The following is a 19,291-nucleotide window of genomic DNA, read 5'->3' on the forward strand; positions in this document are numbered from 1 at the left end:
CCGCTGGTAGGCTCCTACGCATGTCTTACCGAGTCACCATCGACCTCGACAACGCCGACGATGCTGGCGGCGTCGCGGGGTCCTCGGTGTCCTCGGTGCTCGCCAGCGCCGTTGTAGGTGTGGTGCTGGGCGTGGTGGGGGTGCTCGGCATCGCCGCGTTTTCCGGCCAGACCACGGTGCCTACCGGCGGCGCGGTGCCCGCTGACGAAGCTGTCCTCGGCGGCCCGGAGTACGGCTCGCGGGACTAGATGCGCACACACTGGCTCGGGTGGCTGGCGCTGACCCTGCTCGCGTTGTTGCAACCCCCGGGCCAGATCGCCGCTGACACCAAGTTCGACCTCACCGCCAACCCAGCGGGGTTTTTGCGCAATGCGCTGCACATCTACACCGACGAGTTTCCGCTCGGCCAGGTGCAGAACCAGGCCTACGGCTACCTCTTCCCCCAGGGCCCGTTTTTCCTGCTGGCGGACTGGCTGCACGTCCCCGATTGGGTGGCGCAGCGTGTTTGGTGGGCGTTGCTTTTATCCATTGCGTACTCCGGCACGCTGGTCCTGGCCCGACGCATCGGAATCACCGCGACGCTGCCGGCTGTCACCGCCGCGGTGCTCTACGCACTGTCGCCGCGCATCTTGACCACGCTCACCGCGATCTCCTCAGAGGCGTGGCCGGTGGCGCTGGTGCCGTGGACACTGGTGCCGTTGCTGGGCAAGCGCCCGAACGTGGCGGCGGCGGTGGTGCCGGTCGCACTGATGGGCGGGGTGAACGCCTCCGCCACTATCGCGGCGTGCGTGCCGGCCGCGGTGTACCTGCTTGCGCGGGGGAAGTTCAGGAATCTTTCGTGGTTCACCGTCGGAGCAATAGCCGTCTCCGCGTGGTGGATCGGGCCGCTTATCATGCTCGGCACGTACTCTTCGCCGTTTTTGGATTACATCGAGTCCGCCACGGTCACCACGGCCTGGCTCAATCCCGTGGAGATCCTGCGCGGCACCACCAGCTGGGCACCGTTCGTGGAAACGGAGCGCCGCGCGGGGTTCCTGCTCGTGGCCGAGCCGACCTTCATTATCGCCACCTGCCTCGTCGCCGCGCTCGGATTGGCTGGACTTGCTAAGGCCGACTTCCCCCAGCGCCGCGCCTTCGTATCCATCTTCGCGGTCGGGTTCGCGCTGCTGGCCAGCGCGCATTTCCTGATCCCGGAGTACGACACCCTTCTCGCACCGTTTCGCAACCTGCACAAGTTCGATCCTCTGGTGCGTCTGCCGCTGGTGCTCGGAGTGGGGTGGCTGCTGGCAAGTATGAGCAGAGATTCAGTCAAGCACGCTGCGCCGAAAACCACCGCCGCCATTCTCGCTGCCACCATTGCCGTCGCCCCCGCATGGTCGCTGCGGCTTCTACCCCAGGGCACCTGGGATGAAGTCAGCGAAGACTGGGTCGCTGTCGGCGAGTGGCTGGATGAGCACGCCGCTGGGACCCGCACCCTTGTCGTCCCGGCTGCCCCGTTCGCCCGTCAGGAGTGGGGGTGGACCCGAGATGAGCCGATTCAGGCACTCACCAATTCTCGCTTCGTCTTCCGTGACGCGATCCCGCTGGTGAATCCGGAGGCGATTCGGGGTCTGGATGGGCAGGTGGCAGTCGTCGATAAGCAAGCCCTGCTTTCGATCGGAGTGGGTGCAGTCGTGGTACGCCGCGACCTCGAGCACCAAACTCCCACGCCGAGCTTGGGCAAGCCGACCGCAAGCTTCGGTGATGTCGACATCTTCATGCTGGACGCTAGCCGCGACATGATGATCACTGCCGACGAACCGCTGCGTGCCCAGGTCGGCGGCGAGGGATTGCCTCTATTGTGGCGCGAGCTGGGTTACTTCCCGGTGATGCTGGACCGCGGCGGTGAGAACCCGCGCCACACAATCGTCACCGATACCCCGGCGCTGGCCAACCGGAACTACGGCAATGGTGCGCAGTCTGCCCACCTGGCCACACCCGATGAGGACAAGAGCGTGCACAACGCGGTGAAGGACTACGTGTCGCAGAGCCGGCGCACCAAGGTGCACATGCAGGGCGAGGCGCGTGCGTCCTCCTCCGCTGCCGACGCAGGCACGTTCCGCACCGATGCATCGAAATCGCTCACCGCCGCGTTCGACGGCCTCGAGGACACCGCATGGTGGCCCGCGCCCGGCGACACGGACGCCTATATCGAGTTCGCGCCGGAAACCGACGCCTTCTCCATCACCGCCACCGCGAACACCGAGGTCATCATCTCCGGCGACGGTCCGGATCGCACCGTCTCGCTCGTCGGCGGGCAGCCGCGCACACTCGCCACCAACGGCGCGCGCCGCATCACGCTCACCGAACCCGTCGGCATCACTGAGATCGACGCCGGCATCTCCCGCATTGTGGATGTCGATCGCCCCGGCGACGCCTATTTCTTCCAGCGCATCTTCCCCGCCACCGAGGTGCTGCAGCGCCGCTTCGTCACCGACGTCGACGCCGAATGGACGCTCTCCGCCCCGGCGCGCATCGACGGCCGCGACGTCGAGGGCACCGTCTCCCTCCCCGCCGGCCACCACGAACTGGTCACCACCGCCGAGACCATCATGCTCACCCACGGCCCACTCGACCTGCCCAGCTGGGAACCGTTCGCCGGGCAGGCACAACCAGCCGACACCGACCGGATCATCCTCACCACCCGCGCGTTCAATCAAGGTTTGCGGGCAAGTGTCGGCGGCACGGAGCTCGAGCCTTTGCTTATCGACGCCGGCGCCCAGGCGTTTCGCCTCCCCGCCGGAGCCAGCGGCGAGTTCACCATGTGGCACGAAGGAGACCAGCTGTACCGCCGCACCCTCTTCTTCGGTGGCGCGTTGTCGCTGCTCGCGTTGGCTGCGTGTGTGATGCTGCCGCGACGCCGACAGGAGCGCCACGAAACCCCCACATCAACATTCGCCGTTCTGCCGCTGCTCGCAGTGCTGGTTGCGAATCCGGTGCTCGGGGCCGCCGCTGTTGTACTCGTCTGGGCCGTGCGCCGCTTCACGCTGATTCCGAGTACGTGGCTCGCCGGCGGCGCGATGACGTTCGCAGGGCTGTGGCTGGCCCGCGCTCCGTGGCCGAACCCGAACTACGCAGGCGATACGTGGTTGCTCGCGCTCGCCGGCTGCCTCGCGGTGGCGTGCCTTGCCTTCCCAGAGAGCACCAACCGAGCCCCCGGAACCTCCACCAATTCGTAAGAGACGTAGCCGACCGCCGAAGTTACCACGGCTGTGAAAACCCAAATTGGGATAAAGGGGGCGTCGAAAAGCGAAAGCCCCAAGACTGGAAACGCGAAGTGGAGCACGGACATATGCCACAAGAAAATGGAGTAGGACCAGCGGCCGAGGGTGATCATGGGACGCGAGGAGAGGAGCGTGCCGCTGGAGCGCGGGCCGAGGGCGAACGGCGCGACGAAGCACGCGGCGAAGATGGTGCCGCAGATGACGCGGGCGTTGAATTCGTGCGGGGTGGGATGGATCAAACCAGGCGGGCCGATGAGGCCGGCGAGCCAGGCAACGACTAATCCGCACAGCGGGAACGGCCAGCGTGGGCCGGAATAGCGAACCTTGAGCCGTTCAAGTTCGGCGAGGACCAACCCAACTGCGAACCAGGGGGCAAACGACGGCGGCCAGATCTGGAGGTTGAGGATGGCGGGGTCGTAAAACGGCCGGACGAACCACGGCCAGCACAAACCGAGCGGGACCGCCGCCATGATCACAGCCCAACGGCCGCGCTGCCCGAGCCTTAAATACAGCGGCAGGACCAGGTAAAACGCGACTTCGACGCAGAGCGACCAGATGTGGGTGAGGCCGTCGATGAGCCCGCCCGGCACGTAGATCTGCACCATCGCGAGGTTGGCAGCGGCTTGGCTTGCTGTGACCGTGCTCAGCGACGGCAGCGTCACTAGCACCACAGCGACGCAGACCAGGTACGCGGGCGCGATGCGGGCGACTCGACGGCGGTAATAGCCCGGGCGCTGGCCGCCGCGTGCGAGGAGGAACGCGGAGAGGGCATAGAAAACGGGTACGAAGAAATCGAAGCGCTCCAAAAACCGCGAGCCGGTGCCGGCCTGAAACGCGACGTGCGTGGTCAGGATCCCAAACGCCGCGACGGCGCGCAGCCCGTCCAGCTCAGGGAGCACAGGGGGCGTGTGGGTCTTTCCGTTAGTCTTTCCGATGTGGTCAGTATACGAGCCGTTGTGGGCGTAGACGCAGGGCTCAAGGCCTATGGCGCGCTGCTCGTGCTGGCTGTTACCTGGCCGTTTCTGGTCCCGGCGGGCGTTGGCGAGGCGTTCGCGCTGCGCGACATGCTGGTGTTTGACCAGATGGCGCTCACGCGGGCGTCGTTAGGCTACGGCGATCTGGCCGCCCGCAACGTCCCGCAGGACGCGCTGCTCGGGATCGTGCCGTGGCCGATGCTCGCGCTGCGCATGATCATGGTTGGCGCAGCTATCGCCGCGGCCGTGAGCGCGTATCGGCTCAGCCGCTCTTCTCTGGGCAAAGCAGCCGCGATGACGGTGCTGCTGTGGAACCCGTTCGTTATCGAGCGCCTGCTTCAAGGCCACTGGTCGCTCGTCGCCGCCGCCTGGCTGCTGCCCGCGGTCGCGTTCGCGCCGCCCGCCCAAGCCACGTTGGCGCACTGGCTCGCCTCGCTCACACCCACCGGCGCGATCGCCGCCGCCACCTTTGCGCGCGGGTGGCGCGGCATACTCACGACGGCGCTGACCTGCGCACCATGGGTGGTTGCGGGCCTATTAACCCCGGCCTCCGCCACCTCGAGCGCCGCCTCTGCCGCCCTGTTCGCGCCCCGCGCGGAGACATTCGTGGGCACCCTCGGCGCGCTGCTCGGCCTCGGCGGGATCTGGAACGCAGACGCCGTGCCGGAGTCGCGCAACCTCGGTTTCGCTCTGTTCGGCATCGGACTCTTCGCCATCTTGGCACTCGGCTGGCGCGCCGTGAACACCCGCTGGCTTGTGCTCGCCGGCATCGGCTTTGCCATCGCGCTCGCGTCGTGGGCGGGCCTGCTCGCCCCCCTCATCGAGACCGTCCCCGGCGCCGGCCTGCTTCGCGACTCCCAAAAGTGGCTCATCCTCACCCTCCCCGCCTGCACCGCCGCCGCCGGCGCGCTCACCCCAAAACTCGCTGGCACTGCGCTGTTAATGGCGCTCCTCCAGGTCCCTGACGCACCGCTCGCGCTGCGCGCCCTCACCCCCACCGCCATCGAGTTCCCCGCCATTGATCACCGCGGCCGGGACGTCTTCTTCGTCGATCGCCCAGCGCTGATTGACATCGGCGGCAGAGTGGTCGTCGACCCCGCCCCCAAAGCCATGAACGCGGTCGAATCGGGGCTTTTGCTTGTCGACGGCACCGTTGCCGATCCTCCCTCGCCCCGGTGGCTCGCGGCGCAGCGGGCGCAAAACGATCTCGAAGCACTCAAATCCTTGGGCATTGGAGTGGTGGTGTACCCGGATGGAGATCTTCTAGAAACCGGTGCCGAACAACGGGGTTTACCACCCCTCGGCATCGCGCTTTTCGCCCTCTGGTGCGCCGCCCCGCTTTTTGGTGTGACGAGGATCACTCTTAGGAAATATTAAGTCTTTTAGGCCTCTGACCTGCACGTTCATGCAACTTAGTTGCTTTTAACCCATTAATGGCGAGGTCCAATGATGGACGCCCTTGCATGGCCCACCTGCCACTTCTAAAGTGAACTCCAGATGAACACAAGGTTACGCAATTGAGCGTAGCCGCAGTTAGAGAAAGGAGGCCACCCCGATGCAATTCGACGCAGACAAGTTTCACGACGATCGCCTTGAAGAAATGGCGCTCGCATACTTCCTGGCCTTCGGCAGGTCAGATCGCTAAACATCACTGAACATCACTGAACATCACTGAACATCACTGAACATCACCGAAAGGAAACAACACCATGCGCAGCTACACCGACATAAATAACATTGACTTCTCCATCATCCGCGAGCGCGTCCTGCGCAACATCCGTCAGGATCTGTACCAGGAGCACGGCTACAAGTTCGACGAGGTCGAATTCCACGACGCGTTCGATGCCGTCGTGCGCAAGCACAACGCCAACGCCGTGATCGAGGATTTCGTTCCCCTGCTCGTTGAGGCAGAGATGAAGGACCGCCTGGCCAAGGGCGAGCTCTTCCCCAACCAGGCCGCTTAAGCCCTGCCTGGTATCTTTACCCGTTAGTCGGTAACGCGCGAACTTAGCGAACGTCAACCCCGCCCCGAGGGTAAGAGGGGCTCATGGCGCCCTGGTGGTCGCTCGGGGCAGAGAGGTTCGAGACCTACTTCTGCACAGAAAGCGACCGGCACGGAGCACATCAGCACAGCGCAAACCCCAACCAACTCTCTGAAGTGGTGGGGTGCACAGTGCACTACCGCGACGTTGGAAGTTCCGCGCGTGAGGGTGGGATCGGGGACTGATACCAAGGAGGTTGTGCCATGTTGTTGGCTGAAGCGCTCGCGCGCCGTTCTGAAGCGCAGGACCGGCTGAACAAGCTGCAGGGCCGACTCAACGCAGTCGCGCGCGTCCAGGAAGGGGATACCCCGTCAGAAGACCCCCAAGCATTGCTCAGAGAAGCCGAACAACTCCTCGAAGAGATCGAAATCTTGGTTCGCCGGATCAACCACACCAACGCGAACACTCCATTCGACGAAGGCATGACGCTTACCGACGCCATCGCCCGACGCGACGGTCTTTTGCGTGCGCGACGGATATACACCTCCGTTGCCGATGCCGCCGCCATCCGCGGCGATCGCTACAACCGCAGCGAGATCAAGTTCGTGTCCACGCTTAATGTCGGGGAGCTGCGCCGCAACGCCGATCAGATGAGCAAGGATTTCCGCGCGTTGGATATGAAGATCCAGCAGCTCAACTGGACCACCGAGCTGCTTTAAGCACGCTCAAGACCTTCCGGCCGGTCGCTTCCCAGGAGAACTGCGCAGCAAACGCGCGCGCCGCGTCTGCCATGTCAGCGCCAAGCGTCTCGCACACCACGGCCGTGAAGTCCTCGTCAGCGCGCACCAGCCTGCCGGTCTCGCCGTCCCGGATCGACTCGTTCACCCCGCCGGCATCAGCAAACCCCACGGTAGGCACCCCGTGCTGAGCCGCCTCAATTACCGCGATCCCCCAGCCCTCCTTCGCCGACGGCAAGAGGTGCACGCGGGCGCGTTCGAGCAGCGCGTGCTTGTGCGCCTCTGAGACATGCCCGTGGAAGACCACTTTGTCGGACGGGTACCGCGCCGCGTACTCGCGCAGGTTGTCCTCCCACCAGCCGGACCCCACCACATCCAGCACCGCGCCGTCGATCTGCGCCGCGGCATCGATAGCCAACTCTATCCGCTTGTGCGGAACGAGTCGGGACAAGGTGATGAGGTGGACACGTCCGTCGTCGTGAAGCAATGGCCCGTCAAGTGGCACCTCGTCGACTCCATTTTCCACGATTTCAATGTCGCGCCCGCGCACGCCCAGCGCAACCAGGTCGCGCTTCGAGGCCTGCGAGACCGTCACGTACTGGGCGCCTCGGTACACGCGCGGCGCGACCCGCGATTCCAGGAACCAGCCCAACCGCCCGATGATCGGGCCTGCCACCGGCCACTGCTCGCGGTGGCAGTGGTGCGTAAGCAGCACCACCGGCCGGCGTGTGAAGAGCCTCGCAAAGAACGGGATGCCGTTTTGCGTATCCACGATAATGTCTGGCCGGTTGCGCCAGATCGACAGCGGCGCCAGCACGTACACCCCGTACTTCCCGCCGCCGCGCTCGTAGCGCACCCCGTTTCGCCGCGAGCGCCGCGGCGCATCCGTGTGCTTCGCCGACCGGAAAATTACCTCGTGGCCCTCACGCGCCAGGTACTCGCCGACGCGCTCGAGGTAGCGCTCTGAGCCACCGCCTTGCGGGTGGGTGGTGTCGCGCCAGCACATCAGCAGTATCTTCATCGCTATGTACCGTACCCGTCGCCTTGCCACGCTTCGCCGTTCGCTGCGCTTGCTCCGCTCGTTCGGCTACGAGCAGTTCCGGCCGCGCATTTTTTACGAAGGTTTGGCGCGGGACACACATTTGCTTATCGACGCCCTGTTGCGCGACCTTACCGGCACCCCTCTCCGCGGCCGCAGCGTGCTCGATGTCGGTGGCGGCCCCGGGTATTTCGCCGAAGCATTCGCAGACACTGCCTATATCGGCCTCGAGCCCGACGTGTCCGAGATGTCCGCGGCCGGCATCACCGGCTACGGCGCGGTGCGCGGCGACGCTCGTGCGCTGCCGTTCGCCGACAGTGCCTTCGATATCGTGTATTCCTCAAACGTCGCGGAGCACATCCCTGGCTGGGAGCAGATGGGCGACGAAATGCTGCGCGTGGCCAAGCCCGGTGGGTTGATTGTCCTGAGCTACACCGTCTGGCTTGGGCCGTTCGGCGGGCACGAGACTGGGGTGCTCCCCCACTACATTGGCGGTAATTTCGCCCGCCGCCGCTACGAGCGCATTCACGGCCACCCGCCGAAGAACGTCTTCGGCGAATCGCTGTTCAACGTCTCGGCGACAGAAGGTCTGCGATGGGCAGAGTCAACCGGCCAGCTCGCCTTCGCGTTCCCGCGCTACCACCCGCACTGGGCGTGGTGGCTCACTCGCGTACCTGTTCTCCGCGAGTTCGCTGTCTCCAACCTCGTGTTAGTGCTGGTCAAGCACTAGTTCGCGCCAGCGCCCTTCGCTGCAGACCGTGCGCTGCTCTCTTCCGAGATCGCGGCGGATACTGCCTCGGCGATCTGGTCTTCCATTTCGCGGCGAACGCGGGTAGCCACTTTGATGCGGCCGGACAAGAGGTCGAGTTCGTCGAAAATCTCCTGCGGTACGCGGGCACCCAGCTCCTCGAGGTACTGACGCGAGTCGCGGAGATCCTCACGCCACAGCGCCGGCTCTGCAGTGAGCGCCTCCCGCACGTCCTCGATCGGCGTATCAAGGCCCTCAAGATCCAGGTCCTCAGCGCGGGCGGTGTGGCCCACGACAGTCTCGGTTGCGCCTACGCGGCCCTCGATGCGGTCCACGATCCACTTCAGCACGCGGGAGTTCTCGCCGAAGCCCGGCCACAGGAAGCGGCCGTCGTCGCCACGGCGGAACCAGTTCACAAGGAACACGGCCGGCATGCGGTCGCCACCGCGGCGACCCATGTCGATCCAGTGCTGAAAGTAGTCGCCCACGTTGTAGCCGATGAACGGCAGCATCGCCATCGGGTCATGGCGCAGGGTTCCCACCTTCGCCTCCACAGACGCCGCAGTCTGCCCAGAGGACAGCATCGCACCGATCATGGTGCCGTGCTCCCAGTCGTAAGCCTCAGTCACCAGCGGGACGGTGTCCGGGCGGCGCCCACCGAACAGGATGGCGTCGATCTTCACGCCCTGCCAGTCGTTGAACTCGGGAGCAGCGTTCGGGCACTGTGCAATCGGCACGCAGTACCGGGAGTTCGGATGGGCCGCCTTGCGTTCGTCGTCAGGCGTCCACTCCTTGCCGCGCCAGTCGATGAGGTGCTCCGGAGCGTCGCCGTCCATGCCCTCCCACCAGACGTCGCCGTCATCGGTCAGCGCAACGTTGGTGAACAGGGTGTTGCCCGGCTCCATGGCACGCATCGCGATCGGGTTGGACGCGTAGTTCGTGCCCGGCGCGACACCGAAGAAACCGTTCTCCGGGTTCACGGCGTACAGGCCGTCGTCGCGAAGCTTGAGCCATGCGATGTCGTCGCCGACGACCTCTGCCGACCAGCCCTCGAGGGTCGGGGTGATCATGGCGAGGTTGGTCTTGCCACACGCGGACGGGAACGCGCCGGCGATGTGGTAGGCCTTGCCCTCCGGAGAGGTGAGCTTGAGGATGAGCATGTGCTCCGCCATCCAGCCCTCTTCCTTGGCCATCACGGAAGCGATGCGCAGGGCGTAGCACTTCTTCGCCAAAATCGCGTTGCCGCCGTAGCCCGAGCCGTAGGACCAAATTTCCTTGGTCTCCGGGAAGTGGGAGATGTACTTCGTCTCGTTGCACGGCCACGCGACATCTTCTTCGCCCTCTTCAAGCGGCGCGCCCACGGAGTGCAGGCACGGCACGAAGTTGTCGCCCTGGATCTTGTTCAGTGCCTCGGTGCCCATGCGCGTCATCACACGCATGGACATAACCACGTACTCGGAATCGGTCAGCTGTACACCCAGCTTCGGGTCCGGATCGTCGATCGGGCCCATGCAGAACGGCACGACGTACATCGTGCGGCCCTTCATTGCGCCGTCGAAGTGCTCGAGCATCTCTTCTTTCAGCGCGTCCGGGCGCATCCAATTGTTCGTGGGACCCGCGTCCGCCTGCTTGTGGGTGGAGATAAAGGTGCGCGATTCCACGCGAGCCACATCCGACGGGTTCGAACGGGCCAGGAAGGAGTTCGGGCGCTTTTCCTCGTTGAGGCGGATCAGCGTACCTTTTTCCACGAGGTCGGCGGCCATGCGATCCCACTCTTCGTCGGAGCCGTCCGCAAACACCACACGGTCCGGGTTGAAGATGTCCACGGCGTTGTTGATCCATTTGATCAGCGCCTCATTGTCGGTGGGCAGCTCGCCTTCGAGTCGCTGGACGGTGGTGCTCTCGGTCACTGTGTCTCCTTGTGCCAGGGCTAGGCCAATTTGTGCGTCGGCCCCAGCCTAACCAACTCCACCCACACCGGGCAGGAAGTTGCATCACCCCAGCACAAACCTGTGAACAAATGGGGGTACGCACCAAAATTCCAACGCGGCGCAAGAGGCGCGCCCATTTGGCATCCGCGCACGTCACGTGCACAATTGTCGCAATGAATAATCCTGATTCCCCAATTCAACGCCCGGGCACCGGCGAATTGCCGCATGGTCGCCCACTCCAAACGGAGTTCGACACCGGGCTCGACTACCCCCGCCTCGGTTCCGTCACCTTCCGCCGCGGCACGCTCACCGACAACCAGGAGGCCCTCTTCGAGGAGCATTGGCCCAGGTTAGGGCTTGTGCTTAGCGACGAACAATTAGACGTCGATTCCTGGTTCGGACGCCACGCAAAGACTGTCGTGGAAATCGGCTCCGGCACCGGCACATCCACCGCCGCCATGGCACCGCTCGAACCGGACACCAACGTCATCGCCGTGGAGCTGTACAAACCCGGCCTTGCCAAGCTGCTCGGCTCGGTGGTGCGGGGCAACATCGACAACATCCGCATGATCCGCGGCGACGGTGTCGAGGTGCTCGCCCGCATGATCGCGCCCGAATCCCTCGACGGAGTGCGCATCTTCTTCCCCGACCCGTGGCCGAAGGCGCGACACCACAAGCGCCGCATCATCCAGTCCGGCACCTTGAACTTGATCGCGACCAGGCTGAAGCCGGGCGGCGTGCTGCACGTGGCCACGGACCACGCCGACTATGCGGAGTGGATCGATGCGCTGGTCGACGTCGAGCCACAACTCACCTACAAGGGCTGGCCGTGGGAAGCCGCGCCGTTGCTCACAGACCGGCAGGTGATCACTAAATTCGAGGGCAAAGGCATGGACAAAGACCATGTGATCCGCGAGTACCTGTGGGAGAAGAAGTAGGGATGGACCTGCACGAAATGACGCACCCATACACCCCCGGGGCGGCGCCGGGCCCAGCCAGCTACCTGCTGGTGTGGGACGCTCCGAACCTGGATATGGGCCTGGGCGCCATCCTGGGCGGTCGCCCTACCGCCGCCTACCGTCCACGCTTTGACGCAATCGGCCGCTGGCTACTTGGCCAGGCGAGCGACCTCACTGAGTCCACCGGCGAACGCGTTGAACCGGAAGCGACCGTGTTCACGAACGTCTCCCCCGCCGGTGCCGACGCAGTGCGCCCCTGGGTCGAAGCGTTGCGCAACGTCGGCTTCGCAGTCTTTGCCAAACCGAAGAGCGACGAAGATTCCGATGTGGACCAGGACATGCTCGCCCACATCGAGCGCCGCTCCGACGAAGGCGTACTGCGCGGTGTCGTTGTCGCATCCGCCGACGGGCAAAACTTCCTCGAGCCAATCGAGGCGTTAGCCGCGCAAGGCATCCCGGTCACGGTGCTCGGCTTCCACGAGCACGCCTCCTGGGCTGTGAACTCGGAGTGCGTCACATTCGTCGACCTCGAGGACATCCCCGGGGTGTTCCGTGAACCCCTGCCGCGCATCAACCTCGACCAACTTCCCGAAGGCGGCGCCTGGCTGCAGCCGTTCCGTCCGCTTGCAGCGCTGCTCAACAACACCCGAGGAGAGTAAGTGTTCTACAGGTGGGGCCACTTTGCCTTCCGCCACCGCAAAATCATTCCTGTCGTGGTGGTGGCGATCATCATCATTTTGCAGGTGCTCTTCGGCTCGAAGCTCGGTGACCGCCTTTCCCAGGAAGGTTGGGAGGACCCGGGCGCTGAATCTACCGCCGCAGCCGTCATCGAGCAGCAGACCTTTGGCCGCGACAACTCCGGCGACGTCGTGCTCATGGTCACCGCCGACAACGTCAACGACCCGGCTGTATTCCACGCCGCGAACGAGCAGATCAACGCGCTAAAGACCAATTACCCGAACGAGGTCGACGCGATCCGCAGCTACTTTGCAGCGCCGAACTCGCAGCAGATGAGCCCGGACGGGACCAAAGCCTTCTCCGCGATCGGCCTGGCTGGCGACGGCGAGCAGACGCTCAAAGACTTCCGCACGATCAAGCCGGCGCTTGAAGCGATCGACATTCCAAACGCAACCGTCCAGATTGCCGGCGCCACCGCTGTCGCGGACGCGCTGGATACCGGCATGGCCAACGACATTGCCCGCGCAGAACGCATCGGCCTCGTCTTCGTCGCCATCATCTTGCTCTTCGTCTTCGGAGGCGTGGTTGCGGCCGCAATGCCGCTGATCGTGGGCATCTTGTCCATCGTCGGCTCGCTGTCGCTGTTGGCTATCCTTGCCCAGTTCCAGCAGGTCAACATCTTTTCTCAGTCCATCATCACCTTGCTGGGCCTGGGTCTGGCCATCGATTACGGCCTGTTCATGGTCTCGCGATTCCGTGAGGAGCTGGACCGGAAGCTCGATACCCGCGAGGCTGTCGCAGTCACCACGACCACCGCAGGCAAGACCGTGTTCTTCTCCGCGCTGATGGTGGGTGTCGCACTCTCCGGCCTGCTGATGTTCCCGCAGGCCTTCCTTAAATCGGTGGCGTACGGCGCGATCAGCGCGGTCGTCCTCGCCGCGATCATCTCGGTCGCCGTGCTTCCGGCGCTTTTCGGCTTGCTGGGGCGCAACATTGACAAGTGGTCTGTCCGCAGAACGCGCCGCACCGCACGCCGGATCGAAGACACCATCTGGTTCCGCATTCCCGCCTGGGCTATGCGCCACGCAAAGACAGTCGTCGTCGGCGTCTCCGCGCTGCTTTTGCTGATCACCGCACCAATGGTCGGCATCACCTTCGGCGGCATCAACGAGACGTACCTGCCGCCGAACCAGGAAACCCGCCAGGCGCAGGACGATTTCAATGAGACCTTCCCGGCCTTCCGCACCGACCCAGTAAAGTTCGTGGTCACCGGCGCGGACAGCCAGCAGTTGGTTGACATCGTGATGCAAACCCGCTCCGTTGAGGGTCTCGCCGCCCCGCTCGCACCTGCGCGCCCGACTGAGAACGGCACCACCGTCTTCTCCGCACCGCTCGCCGACCGCAATGAGGGACAAACGGTCATCGACCAGCTGCGCGCAATTGACACACCGGACGGCGTGGAGACCTACGTCGCTGGTACCCCGGCCATGGAGGTCGAATCCATCGAAGCGCTCCTCCAACGCCTGCCGTGGATGGCGCTGTACATGATGCTGGCTACGTTCCTGCTGATGGCGCTGCTCTTCGGCTCGATTATCTTGCCAGCGAAGGCCGTGATCATGAACATCCTGGGCATCGGCGCCACGCTCGGCTTCCTCACCCTTATCTTCGTGGACGGCATCGGCAGCGGGCTGCTCAACTTCACCCCGGGCCCGCTCATGAGCCCCGTGCTGGTGCTCATCATTTCCATCCTTTACGGCCTCTCCACCGACTACGAGGTCTTCCTGGTCTCGCGCATGGTGGAAGCCCGCCACAACGGCGCCTCCACAGACCAGGCGATTAAGTACGGCACCGCGCACACCGGCGGCATTATCACGGCCGCCGCGGCGATCATGATCGTCGTCGCCGCAGCCTTCGCGATGAGCGACATTGTGATGATGAAGTACATCGCGTTCGGCATGATCTTCTCGCTCGCCCTCGATGCCACGGTCATCCGCCTCCTTCTCGTCCCCGCGGTGATGCACTTGCTGAGCGATGACAACTGGTGGGCGCCGCCTTTTATCAAACGCGCCTACACAGCGCTTGGCGAAGGTTCGGGTGAGAAATACGTTGGACAGGCCGTCGATAAGCGCAATGCTTTTGCTGGCGAGATCCGGGTGCGAGACACCGTCGTTGATACACAGCCATACCGCTCCGGGGTGAGTGTGGACGACGATGAGCGACTGGTGCCATTCGCCGAGCTGATGTCCCAGCTGAGGCAGCGTGAACAGTTCCGTGAGCTCGAGCGCTAAGCAGTGGCTGCGCTGGCTGGCGCCAGTTGCGCTGATTGCCATCCTGCTCGTAGTGTTTCGCGACGAGCTGCCGTTTCTTGGCCAAGCTTGGGAGACGCTCGCGGACGCTGAGCCCCTGCCAGTTCTGGCTGCGGTCTTTACCGCCAACCTCGCGCTCGCGGCGATGTCCGGCGTGATGCAGCTTCTGCTGAACACTGGTGCGAGAATTGCGAACCCGGCCAACACCAACGCCATCGTTTACGCGTCAAACGCTTGGTCAACGACGGTGCCGGGCGGTCCGGCGATCTCGGCGTGGCTGACGTTTAGGGTACACCGCTCGTGGGGCGCCTCGGTTGGGCTGTGCGGCTGGTTCTTTGTGATTTCCGGCGCGCTATCGACGGTGTGGATGGGGGTCATCGGTCTCGTCGCCGTGCTGTTTCTCGGCGCTGACCTTTCGGTACGGACGCTGCTGGCCAGCTTCGCCATCGCGGCCGCCACCATCGCTGCAGTGTTCTGGGCCACCCGCAACCCGGCCGTGCTGAAGCGCTGGGTCGGCTTCCTGCCGGACAAGGTGCGGGCACGCATTGAAACGGTGGTGGACCAGGTCGCGGCGATCCGCATGGGCGCGGGTGAATTCATCGCAGCCGCCACGTTGTCGCTGCTCAACCGCCTGTTCGATCTGTGCACCATGCTGCTCGCCGTGTACGCGGTCGGCGGGCAGAGTGGCATTTCCGTGATGGGGGTTGCGCTCGCGTACATCGTGACCAAGCTCGCCGGCGCTGCCCAAATCACACCGGGCGGAGTGGGCACGGTCGAGCCGGTCCTGGCAGGCATGCTTGTCGCAGGGGGCTTATCGCTTGCCGACGCCACCGCCGCCACCGTCATCTACCGCGCCATCTCCTTCGCCCTGATCACCCTCATCGGCTGGAGCATCTACGCACTGGTCTACGCTGGGCGCGGTTTCATGCTGGGCAGGAAATAGCCGTTAGCATGCAGGTATGAGCAATCGCTTAACGACGAAACCTTCCACCCGCAAACCCATTTCCACCCCTGTCGCGATCGGCGCCGACCTTGTCGCAATCGCGGTTTTCGCTTTGCTGGCGCGAGCGGCGCATCAGTCCGAAGACATGCCGTTCAATTTCTCCGGGTGGCTGTCCACCGTGTGGCCGTTCGCGCTGGGCGTCGTGCTCGGTTGGCTGATCGTGCGGCAGAACCGCGGCGGCTTCATCTGGGCAATCACCGCTATTACCGGTTTGGTGATTTGGGGTTTCCGCAATCAGTCAGTACCACACTGGTCCTTCGTCATCGTCGCGACCGTGATGAGCGCGCTGCTGATGCTGGGCTGGCGCGCAGTGGCCCGGAAACTCTAGACGTTTTCGGACAGTTTTCGTATGATTTGCTTGCGCCTTGAGTCGCTCACCCGTACTTTCTGGTGGACAGTTTCTATACCGACTCGATTTCTCCAGGGTTACCTCTTGTATATCGTACACATATTCTATATGATATGCGGTAACAAAGGGGGATCAAATGAAAACTACCGAAACGGTTGCGCCGCGCTTCCGCACCCAACGTCCTGGTGATCTGCGAAGCTCTGCAGCCCAGCATGTGCGGGAAGCGTATTGGTCTCTCTTTTCGGTGTACGCCGAACCCGGTGCTTCGGTTGAGGATTTCCACCTCGAGGCCGAGCAGATTAAGGCTGCAACCGGATGGTCCAAAGGGTTCGTTGAAAACGCGATCTTCGCCCACGCACGTTTGCAGCAGCTCCCCATACTCCGGGCACTGCAGGCTGAGACGCACCTGTTGGACATGAGCCACCTATCAGCCATCGACTCGGTGCTCGACGAGCTCGGCCCTGACATTGCACCGGAAATCTTCGCTGAGTTCGATGAGCTGCTTGCAGACATCTTCACTCCTAGCCGAGTCGACCAGCAGATTCCACACAGGACCCTGGTCACGCGGCGCATGCGCGAGTTGATCAAGCGCATTGACCCAGCCCGTGCCTACGATCCGAAGAAGCGGAAGGCCCGCAGCCAGGACACCGCAGATTCCGTGAACTTTGAGACGTTTTCCAACGCAGGCGTCGTCAAGGGTGCGATGGAACTGGTGACCGATACTGTGACTGCTTACCGCATCCGCCAGCACCTTCTTGCCACGGCTCGGGAACACTCGATGCAAATGGTGGACGCGGCGGTCAAACTCCTTACCGGAGAGATCGCGCCAAGCGCGAAGCCTACGCTCAACATCTTCGCTCCGCGCGACCGCCAGGCCGGTGAGCCTGCGTATATCCCCGGGTTCGGTTGGACTGGGCCGGAGGACACCGTTGCGCTGGACGACTGGCTCGAGAAAGTTTCGCCGAAAGTTCTAGATCTTGACGACGCTGCCACAGTGAGCACAAGCAGCTACACTCCCACCGCCGGCATGCGTGCGTTCGTTACAGCGCGGGATGGGACCTGCATTTTCCCGGGTTGTACGAGACCGGCTGAGCGCTGTCAGCTGGATCACCGGGTGCCTTTCGACGAAGACGGCCCCACCACCGCGTCGAACTTGTTCTCACTCTGTCAACATCACCACAACATGAAGACAGATAAACGCGCCTTCTATGTCCACGACCCCGACACCAACACAATCATCTGGCTGTTCGCTGACGGTACATACGAAATCTCCGCGTGCGAAGGCATACTTTTCGACGAACTCACGCCCACCAGTCCCCGCTGGCGCTCAAGTCTGGACTCCATCAGCCGAACTAAAGCTCTCGCTGCGGAGTTTTACGCCAAAGGGCACAAAATCATGGATGAATTTGACAAGGATAAAGACCTCGAAACTGCAGAATGCCGAATCGAGGCCTTAGAGCAGGAATACGGGATGGAGTTCCCCATCAAGGCGGCGCTCCCCGATCCTGGGCCAGTTCCAGTGGAGCCGGATCACGGAGAACCCCCGTTCCCCGACCCACTGGAATGCGGATTTGAGTACAGCCCCGTCGAGCGGCATCTAGTCGCGCTGCTCGCCGCGGCTTAGGAAAAGATGGCGGCGAGAAAACTAGAAAGAAGAACCCCAAGCGTAGAGCGGGTTGCCGGAAAGCAAACCGTTCACAAACCAGACGGTCATGCTGAGGAGGTCACCGGAAATATCAAGCATCGAAGAAATCATGAAACTGAGCCTATCGTGAGAATCTAAAGGGGTGAAATCGTGTGCTTCTTTGGTAAGTCAAACTCGCGCTTGGTTTCCAGCTGACGCAGGGCGCGGCGCAGCGCCAATCGCGTTTCGCTCGGCTGGATCATTGCGTCGATGAACCCGCGCTCGGCTGCAACATACGGCGATGTCATGTTCTCGTCGTAAAAATCCATGAACATTTTCTTCATGGCTTCGCGTTGCACAGGATCATCGATAGCGTCGAGCTGCTTGCCCTGCAGCGTGATCGCTGCAGCCGCGGCACCCATCACCGCGATCTGCGCCGTCGGCCACGCAAAGTTCAGGTCACCGTTGAGGTTCTTCGACCCCATCACCGCATACGCGCCGCCATATGCTTTCCGCACAATCAGCGTGACCTTCGGCACGGTCGCCTCAACGCCCGCGAACGCGAACTTCGCCCCGCGGTGAATCAGCCCTCGACGCTCCTGCTCTACACCCGGCATGTAGCCAGGGGTATCCACCACGTACACAATCGGGATGTTGTACGCGTCGCAGGTGCGAATGAACCGCGCGCCCTTATCGGCAGCATCTGCGTCAATGCACCCCGCCAGGTACATCGGGTTGTTGGCTACAAAACCCACCGGCTTGCCGTCGATGCGCCCGAAAGCGCAAATCAAGTTCTCGGCGTACCCGGACTGGATCTCCACGAGTTCCTCGTCGTCGCCAAGCTGGACTAGGAGATCCATCATGTCGTAGCCGGCGTTAGTGTCGTCGGGCAGAAACGCATCCAGCTCAGAGTCGTCGAGCTCATCATCGGCGGGCGCGTCAAGGGTCGGCACCTCGTCGAAAGCAGAGGTCGGCAAGTGGTCAAGCAAGTCGCGCACAAAATCGAAAGCTTCGTCTTCACTCTTGACGACGGCCGATATGTTACCGGCGAGCTCTTGTACCCGGGCCCCACCGAGCTCGGCTGAAGTGATGTCTTCGCCGGTGACCTCCCGGATCACGTTCGGTCCGGTGACGTACATCTCGGTTTGCCCTTCAACAGCAATGACGAAGTCGGTGGTCACAGGCGCGTACACGGCACCGCCGGCGGACTTGCCCAGCATGATCGAGATCTGTGGCGAGCGGCCCGACAACGGCAGCTGGCGCTTCGCGATCTCCGAATACATGGCCAGCGAGGTCACGGCGTCTTGGATGCGCGCGCCGCCGGAGTCCTGGATACCGATGACGGGGCAGCCGATCTTGATGGCGAACTCCATCACTTCCACGACCTTGCGGCCGAAGGTCACGCCGACGGAGCCGCCGTAGACGGTCTTGTCGTGGGCGTAAATGGCGACCGGGCGGCCATCAATGCGCCCGTAGCCTGTCACCACGCCGTCGGAGTACACGGCCTTCTCATCGCCCGGGGTGCGGGCAAGGGCGCCGATCTCCACGAACGTGCCTTCGTCGAGAAGCGCTGCGATGCGCTGACGAGGGGTGGTGAGGCCGGCGGCGTCGCGCTTTGCGCGCGAGCGTTCCGAGCCGGGGTCCTGGGCTTTTTCGAGCCGGGCGCGCAGGTCTGCGAGCTTATCGGCAGTGGTCACG

Annotated in this window: 16 protein-coding genes; 12 read left to right on the forward strand and 4 right to left on the reverse strand. The window is 63.5% G+C overall.

Annotated elements, in window-relative coordinates:
* Positions 1-20: 20 nt before the first annotated feature.
* Together CGLAUT_RS11085 and CGLAUT_RS11090 are read left to right on the forward strand one after the other, a co-directional pair.
* Positions 21-248, forward strand: a complete 228-nt coding sequence (locus tag CGLAUT_RS11085) for a DUF2613 family protein (RefSeq protein WP_343898641.1) — start codon at positions 21-23, stop codon at positions 246-248.
* Positions 249-3,218, forward strand: coding sequence for an alpha-(1->3)-arabinofuranosyltransferase domain-containing protein (locus CGLAUT_RS11090; protein ID WP_290185218.1), 2,970 nt, complete (start codon positions 249-251; stop codon positions 3,216-3,218).
* Here CGLAUT_RS11090 and CGLAUT_RS11095 read toward each other — a convergent pair.
* A complete protein-coding gene (locus CGLAUT_RS11095) occupies positions 3,110-4,162 on the reverse strand; it encodes an acyltransferase family protein (protein ID WP_290185219.1) in 1,053 nt (350 codons plus the stop codon). The genes CGLAUT_RS11090 and CGLAUT_RS11095 overlap by 109 nt on opposite strands.
* Before the next feature lie 57 nt (positions 4,163-4,219).
* Here CGLAUT_RS11095 and CGLAUT_RS11100 point away from each other — a divergent pair, with 57 nt between their 5' ends.
* From CGLAUT_RS11100 to CGLAUT_RS11110, 3 genes are all read left to right on the forward strand, one after another.
* Positions 4,220-5,614, forward strand: a complete 1,395-nt coding sequence (locus CGLAUT_RS11100) for an MmpA family trehalose lipid delivery protein (RefSeq protein ID WP_290185221.1) — start codon at positions 4,220-4,222, stop codon at positions 5,612-5,614.
* A gap of 332 nt (positions 5,615-5,946) precedes the next feature.
* The gene (locus CGLAUT_RS11105) at positions 5,947-6,201 is read left to right on the forward strand and encodes a three-helix bundle dimerization domain-containing protein (protein ID WP_095660791.1); all 255 of its coding nucleotides are present in this window, start codon (positions 5,947-5,949) and stop codon (positions 6,199-6,201) included.
* Positions 6,202-6,482: 281 nt separating this feature from the next.
* Positions 6,483-6,938 (forward strand): DIP1984 family protein, encoded by a 456-nt coding sequence (locus tag CGLAUT_RS11110; RefSeq protein ID WP_290185222.1) that lies wholly within the window; start codon positions 6,483-6,485, stop codon positions 6,936-6,938.
* Here the strand turns inward: CGLAUT_RS11110 and CGLAUT_RS11115 are convergent.
* Positions 6,913-7,977 carry a glycosyltransferase family 4 protein gene (locus CGLAUT_RS11115; RefSeq protein WP_290185224.1) on the reverse strand — a complete coding sequence of 355 codons (1,065 nt, stop codon included), beginning with the start codon at positions 7,975-7,977 and terminating at the stop codon, positions 6,913-6,915. The genes CGLAUT_RS11110 and CGLAUT_RS11115 overlap by 26 nt on opposite strands.
* Before the next feature lie 4 nt (positions 7,978-7,981).
* Between CGLAUT_RS11115 and CGLAUT_RS11120 the strand changes: the two genes are divergently transcribed.
* Positions 7,982-8,725: a class I SAM-dependent methyltransferase gene (locus CGLAUT_RS11120; RefSeq protein ID WP_290185225.1), complete on the forward strand. Its 744-nt coding sequence runs from the start codon at positions 7,982-7,984 to the stop codon at positions 8,723-8,725.
* Here the strand turns inward: CGLAUT_RS11120 and CGLAUT_RS11125 are convergent.
* Positions 8,722-10,653, reverse strand: coding sequence for a phosphoenolpyruvate carboxykinase (GTP) (locus CGLAUT_RS11125; protein WP_290185226.1), 1,932 nt, complete (start codon positions 10,651-10,653; stop codon positions 8,722-8,724). The genes CGLAUT_RS11120 and CGLAUT_RS11125 overlap by 4 nt on opposite strands.
* Before the next feature lie 194 nt (positions 10,654-10,847).
* On the opposite strand from CGLAUT_RS11125, the gene trmB reads away from it, so the two are divergent.
* The 6 genes from trmB (at position 10,848) to CGLAUT_RS11155 (ending at position 17,593) form a co-directional block, all read left to right on the forward strand.
* Positions 10,848-11,612 carry a tRNA (guanosine(46)-N7)-methyltransferase TrmB gene (gene trmB, locus CGLAUT_RS11130; protein WP_290185228.1) on the forward strand — a complete coding sequence of 255 codons (765 nt, stop codon included), beginning with the start codon at positions 10,848-10,850 and terminating at the stop codon, positions 11,610-11,612.
* Between the two features lie 2 nt (positions 11,613-11,614).
* A complete protein-coding gene (locus CGLAUT_RS11135) occupies positions 11,615-12,292 on the forward strand; it encodes an NYN domain-containing protein (protein ID WP_290185230.1) in 678 nt (225 codons plus the stop codon).
* Positions 12,293-14,599, forward strand: a complete 2,307-nt coding sequence (locus CGLAUT_RS11140; RefSeq protein WP_290185231.1) for an MMPL family transporter — start codon at positions 12,293-12,295, stop codon at positions 14,597-14,599. It begins immediately after the preceding gene.
* Positions 14,583-15,560, forward strand: coding sequence for a lysylphosphatidylglycerol synthase transmembrane domain-containing protein (locus tag CGLAUT_RS11145; protein WP_290185233.1), 978 nt, complete (start codon positions 14,583-14,585; stop codon positions 15,558-15,560). Before CGLAUT_RS11140 ends, CGLAUT_RS11145 begins: the two co-directional genes overlap by 17 nt.
* A 16-nt stretch (positions 15,561-15,576) precedes the next feature.
* Positions 15,577-15,948 (forward strand): DUF3054 domain-containing protein, encoded by a 372-nt coding sequence (locus CGLAUT_RS11150; protein ID WP_290185235.1) that lies wholly within the window; start codon positions 15,577-15,579, stop codon positions 15,946-15,948.
* Positions 15,949-16,105: 157 nt separating this feature from the next.
* Positions 16,106-17,593 (forward strand): HNH endonuclease signature motif containing protein, encoded by a 1,488-nt coding sequence (locus CGLAUT_RS11155; RefSeq protein WP_290185236.1) that lies wholly within the window; start codon positions 16,106-16,108, stop codon positions 17,591-17,593.
* Between the two features lie 155 nt (positions 17,594-17,748).
* Here CGLAUT_RS11155 and CGLAUT_RS11160 read toward each other — a convergent pair whose 3' ends face one another.
* A complete protein-coding gene (locus tag CGLAUT_RS11160) occupies positions 17,749-19,290 on the reverse strand; it encodes an acyl-CoA carboxylase subunit beta (RefSeq protein ID WP_290185238.1) in 1,542 nt (513 codons plus the stop codon).
* Between the last annotated feature and the right edge of the window lies 1 nt (position 19,291).

Origin of the sequence: Corynebacterium glaucum (genome assembly GCF_030408855.1) — a bacterium.
Taxonomy (GTDB): domain Bacteria; phylum Actinomycetota; class Actinomycetes; order Mycobacteriales; family Mycobacteriaceae; genus Corynebacterium; species Corynebacterium glaucum.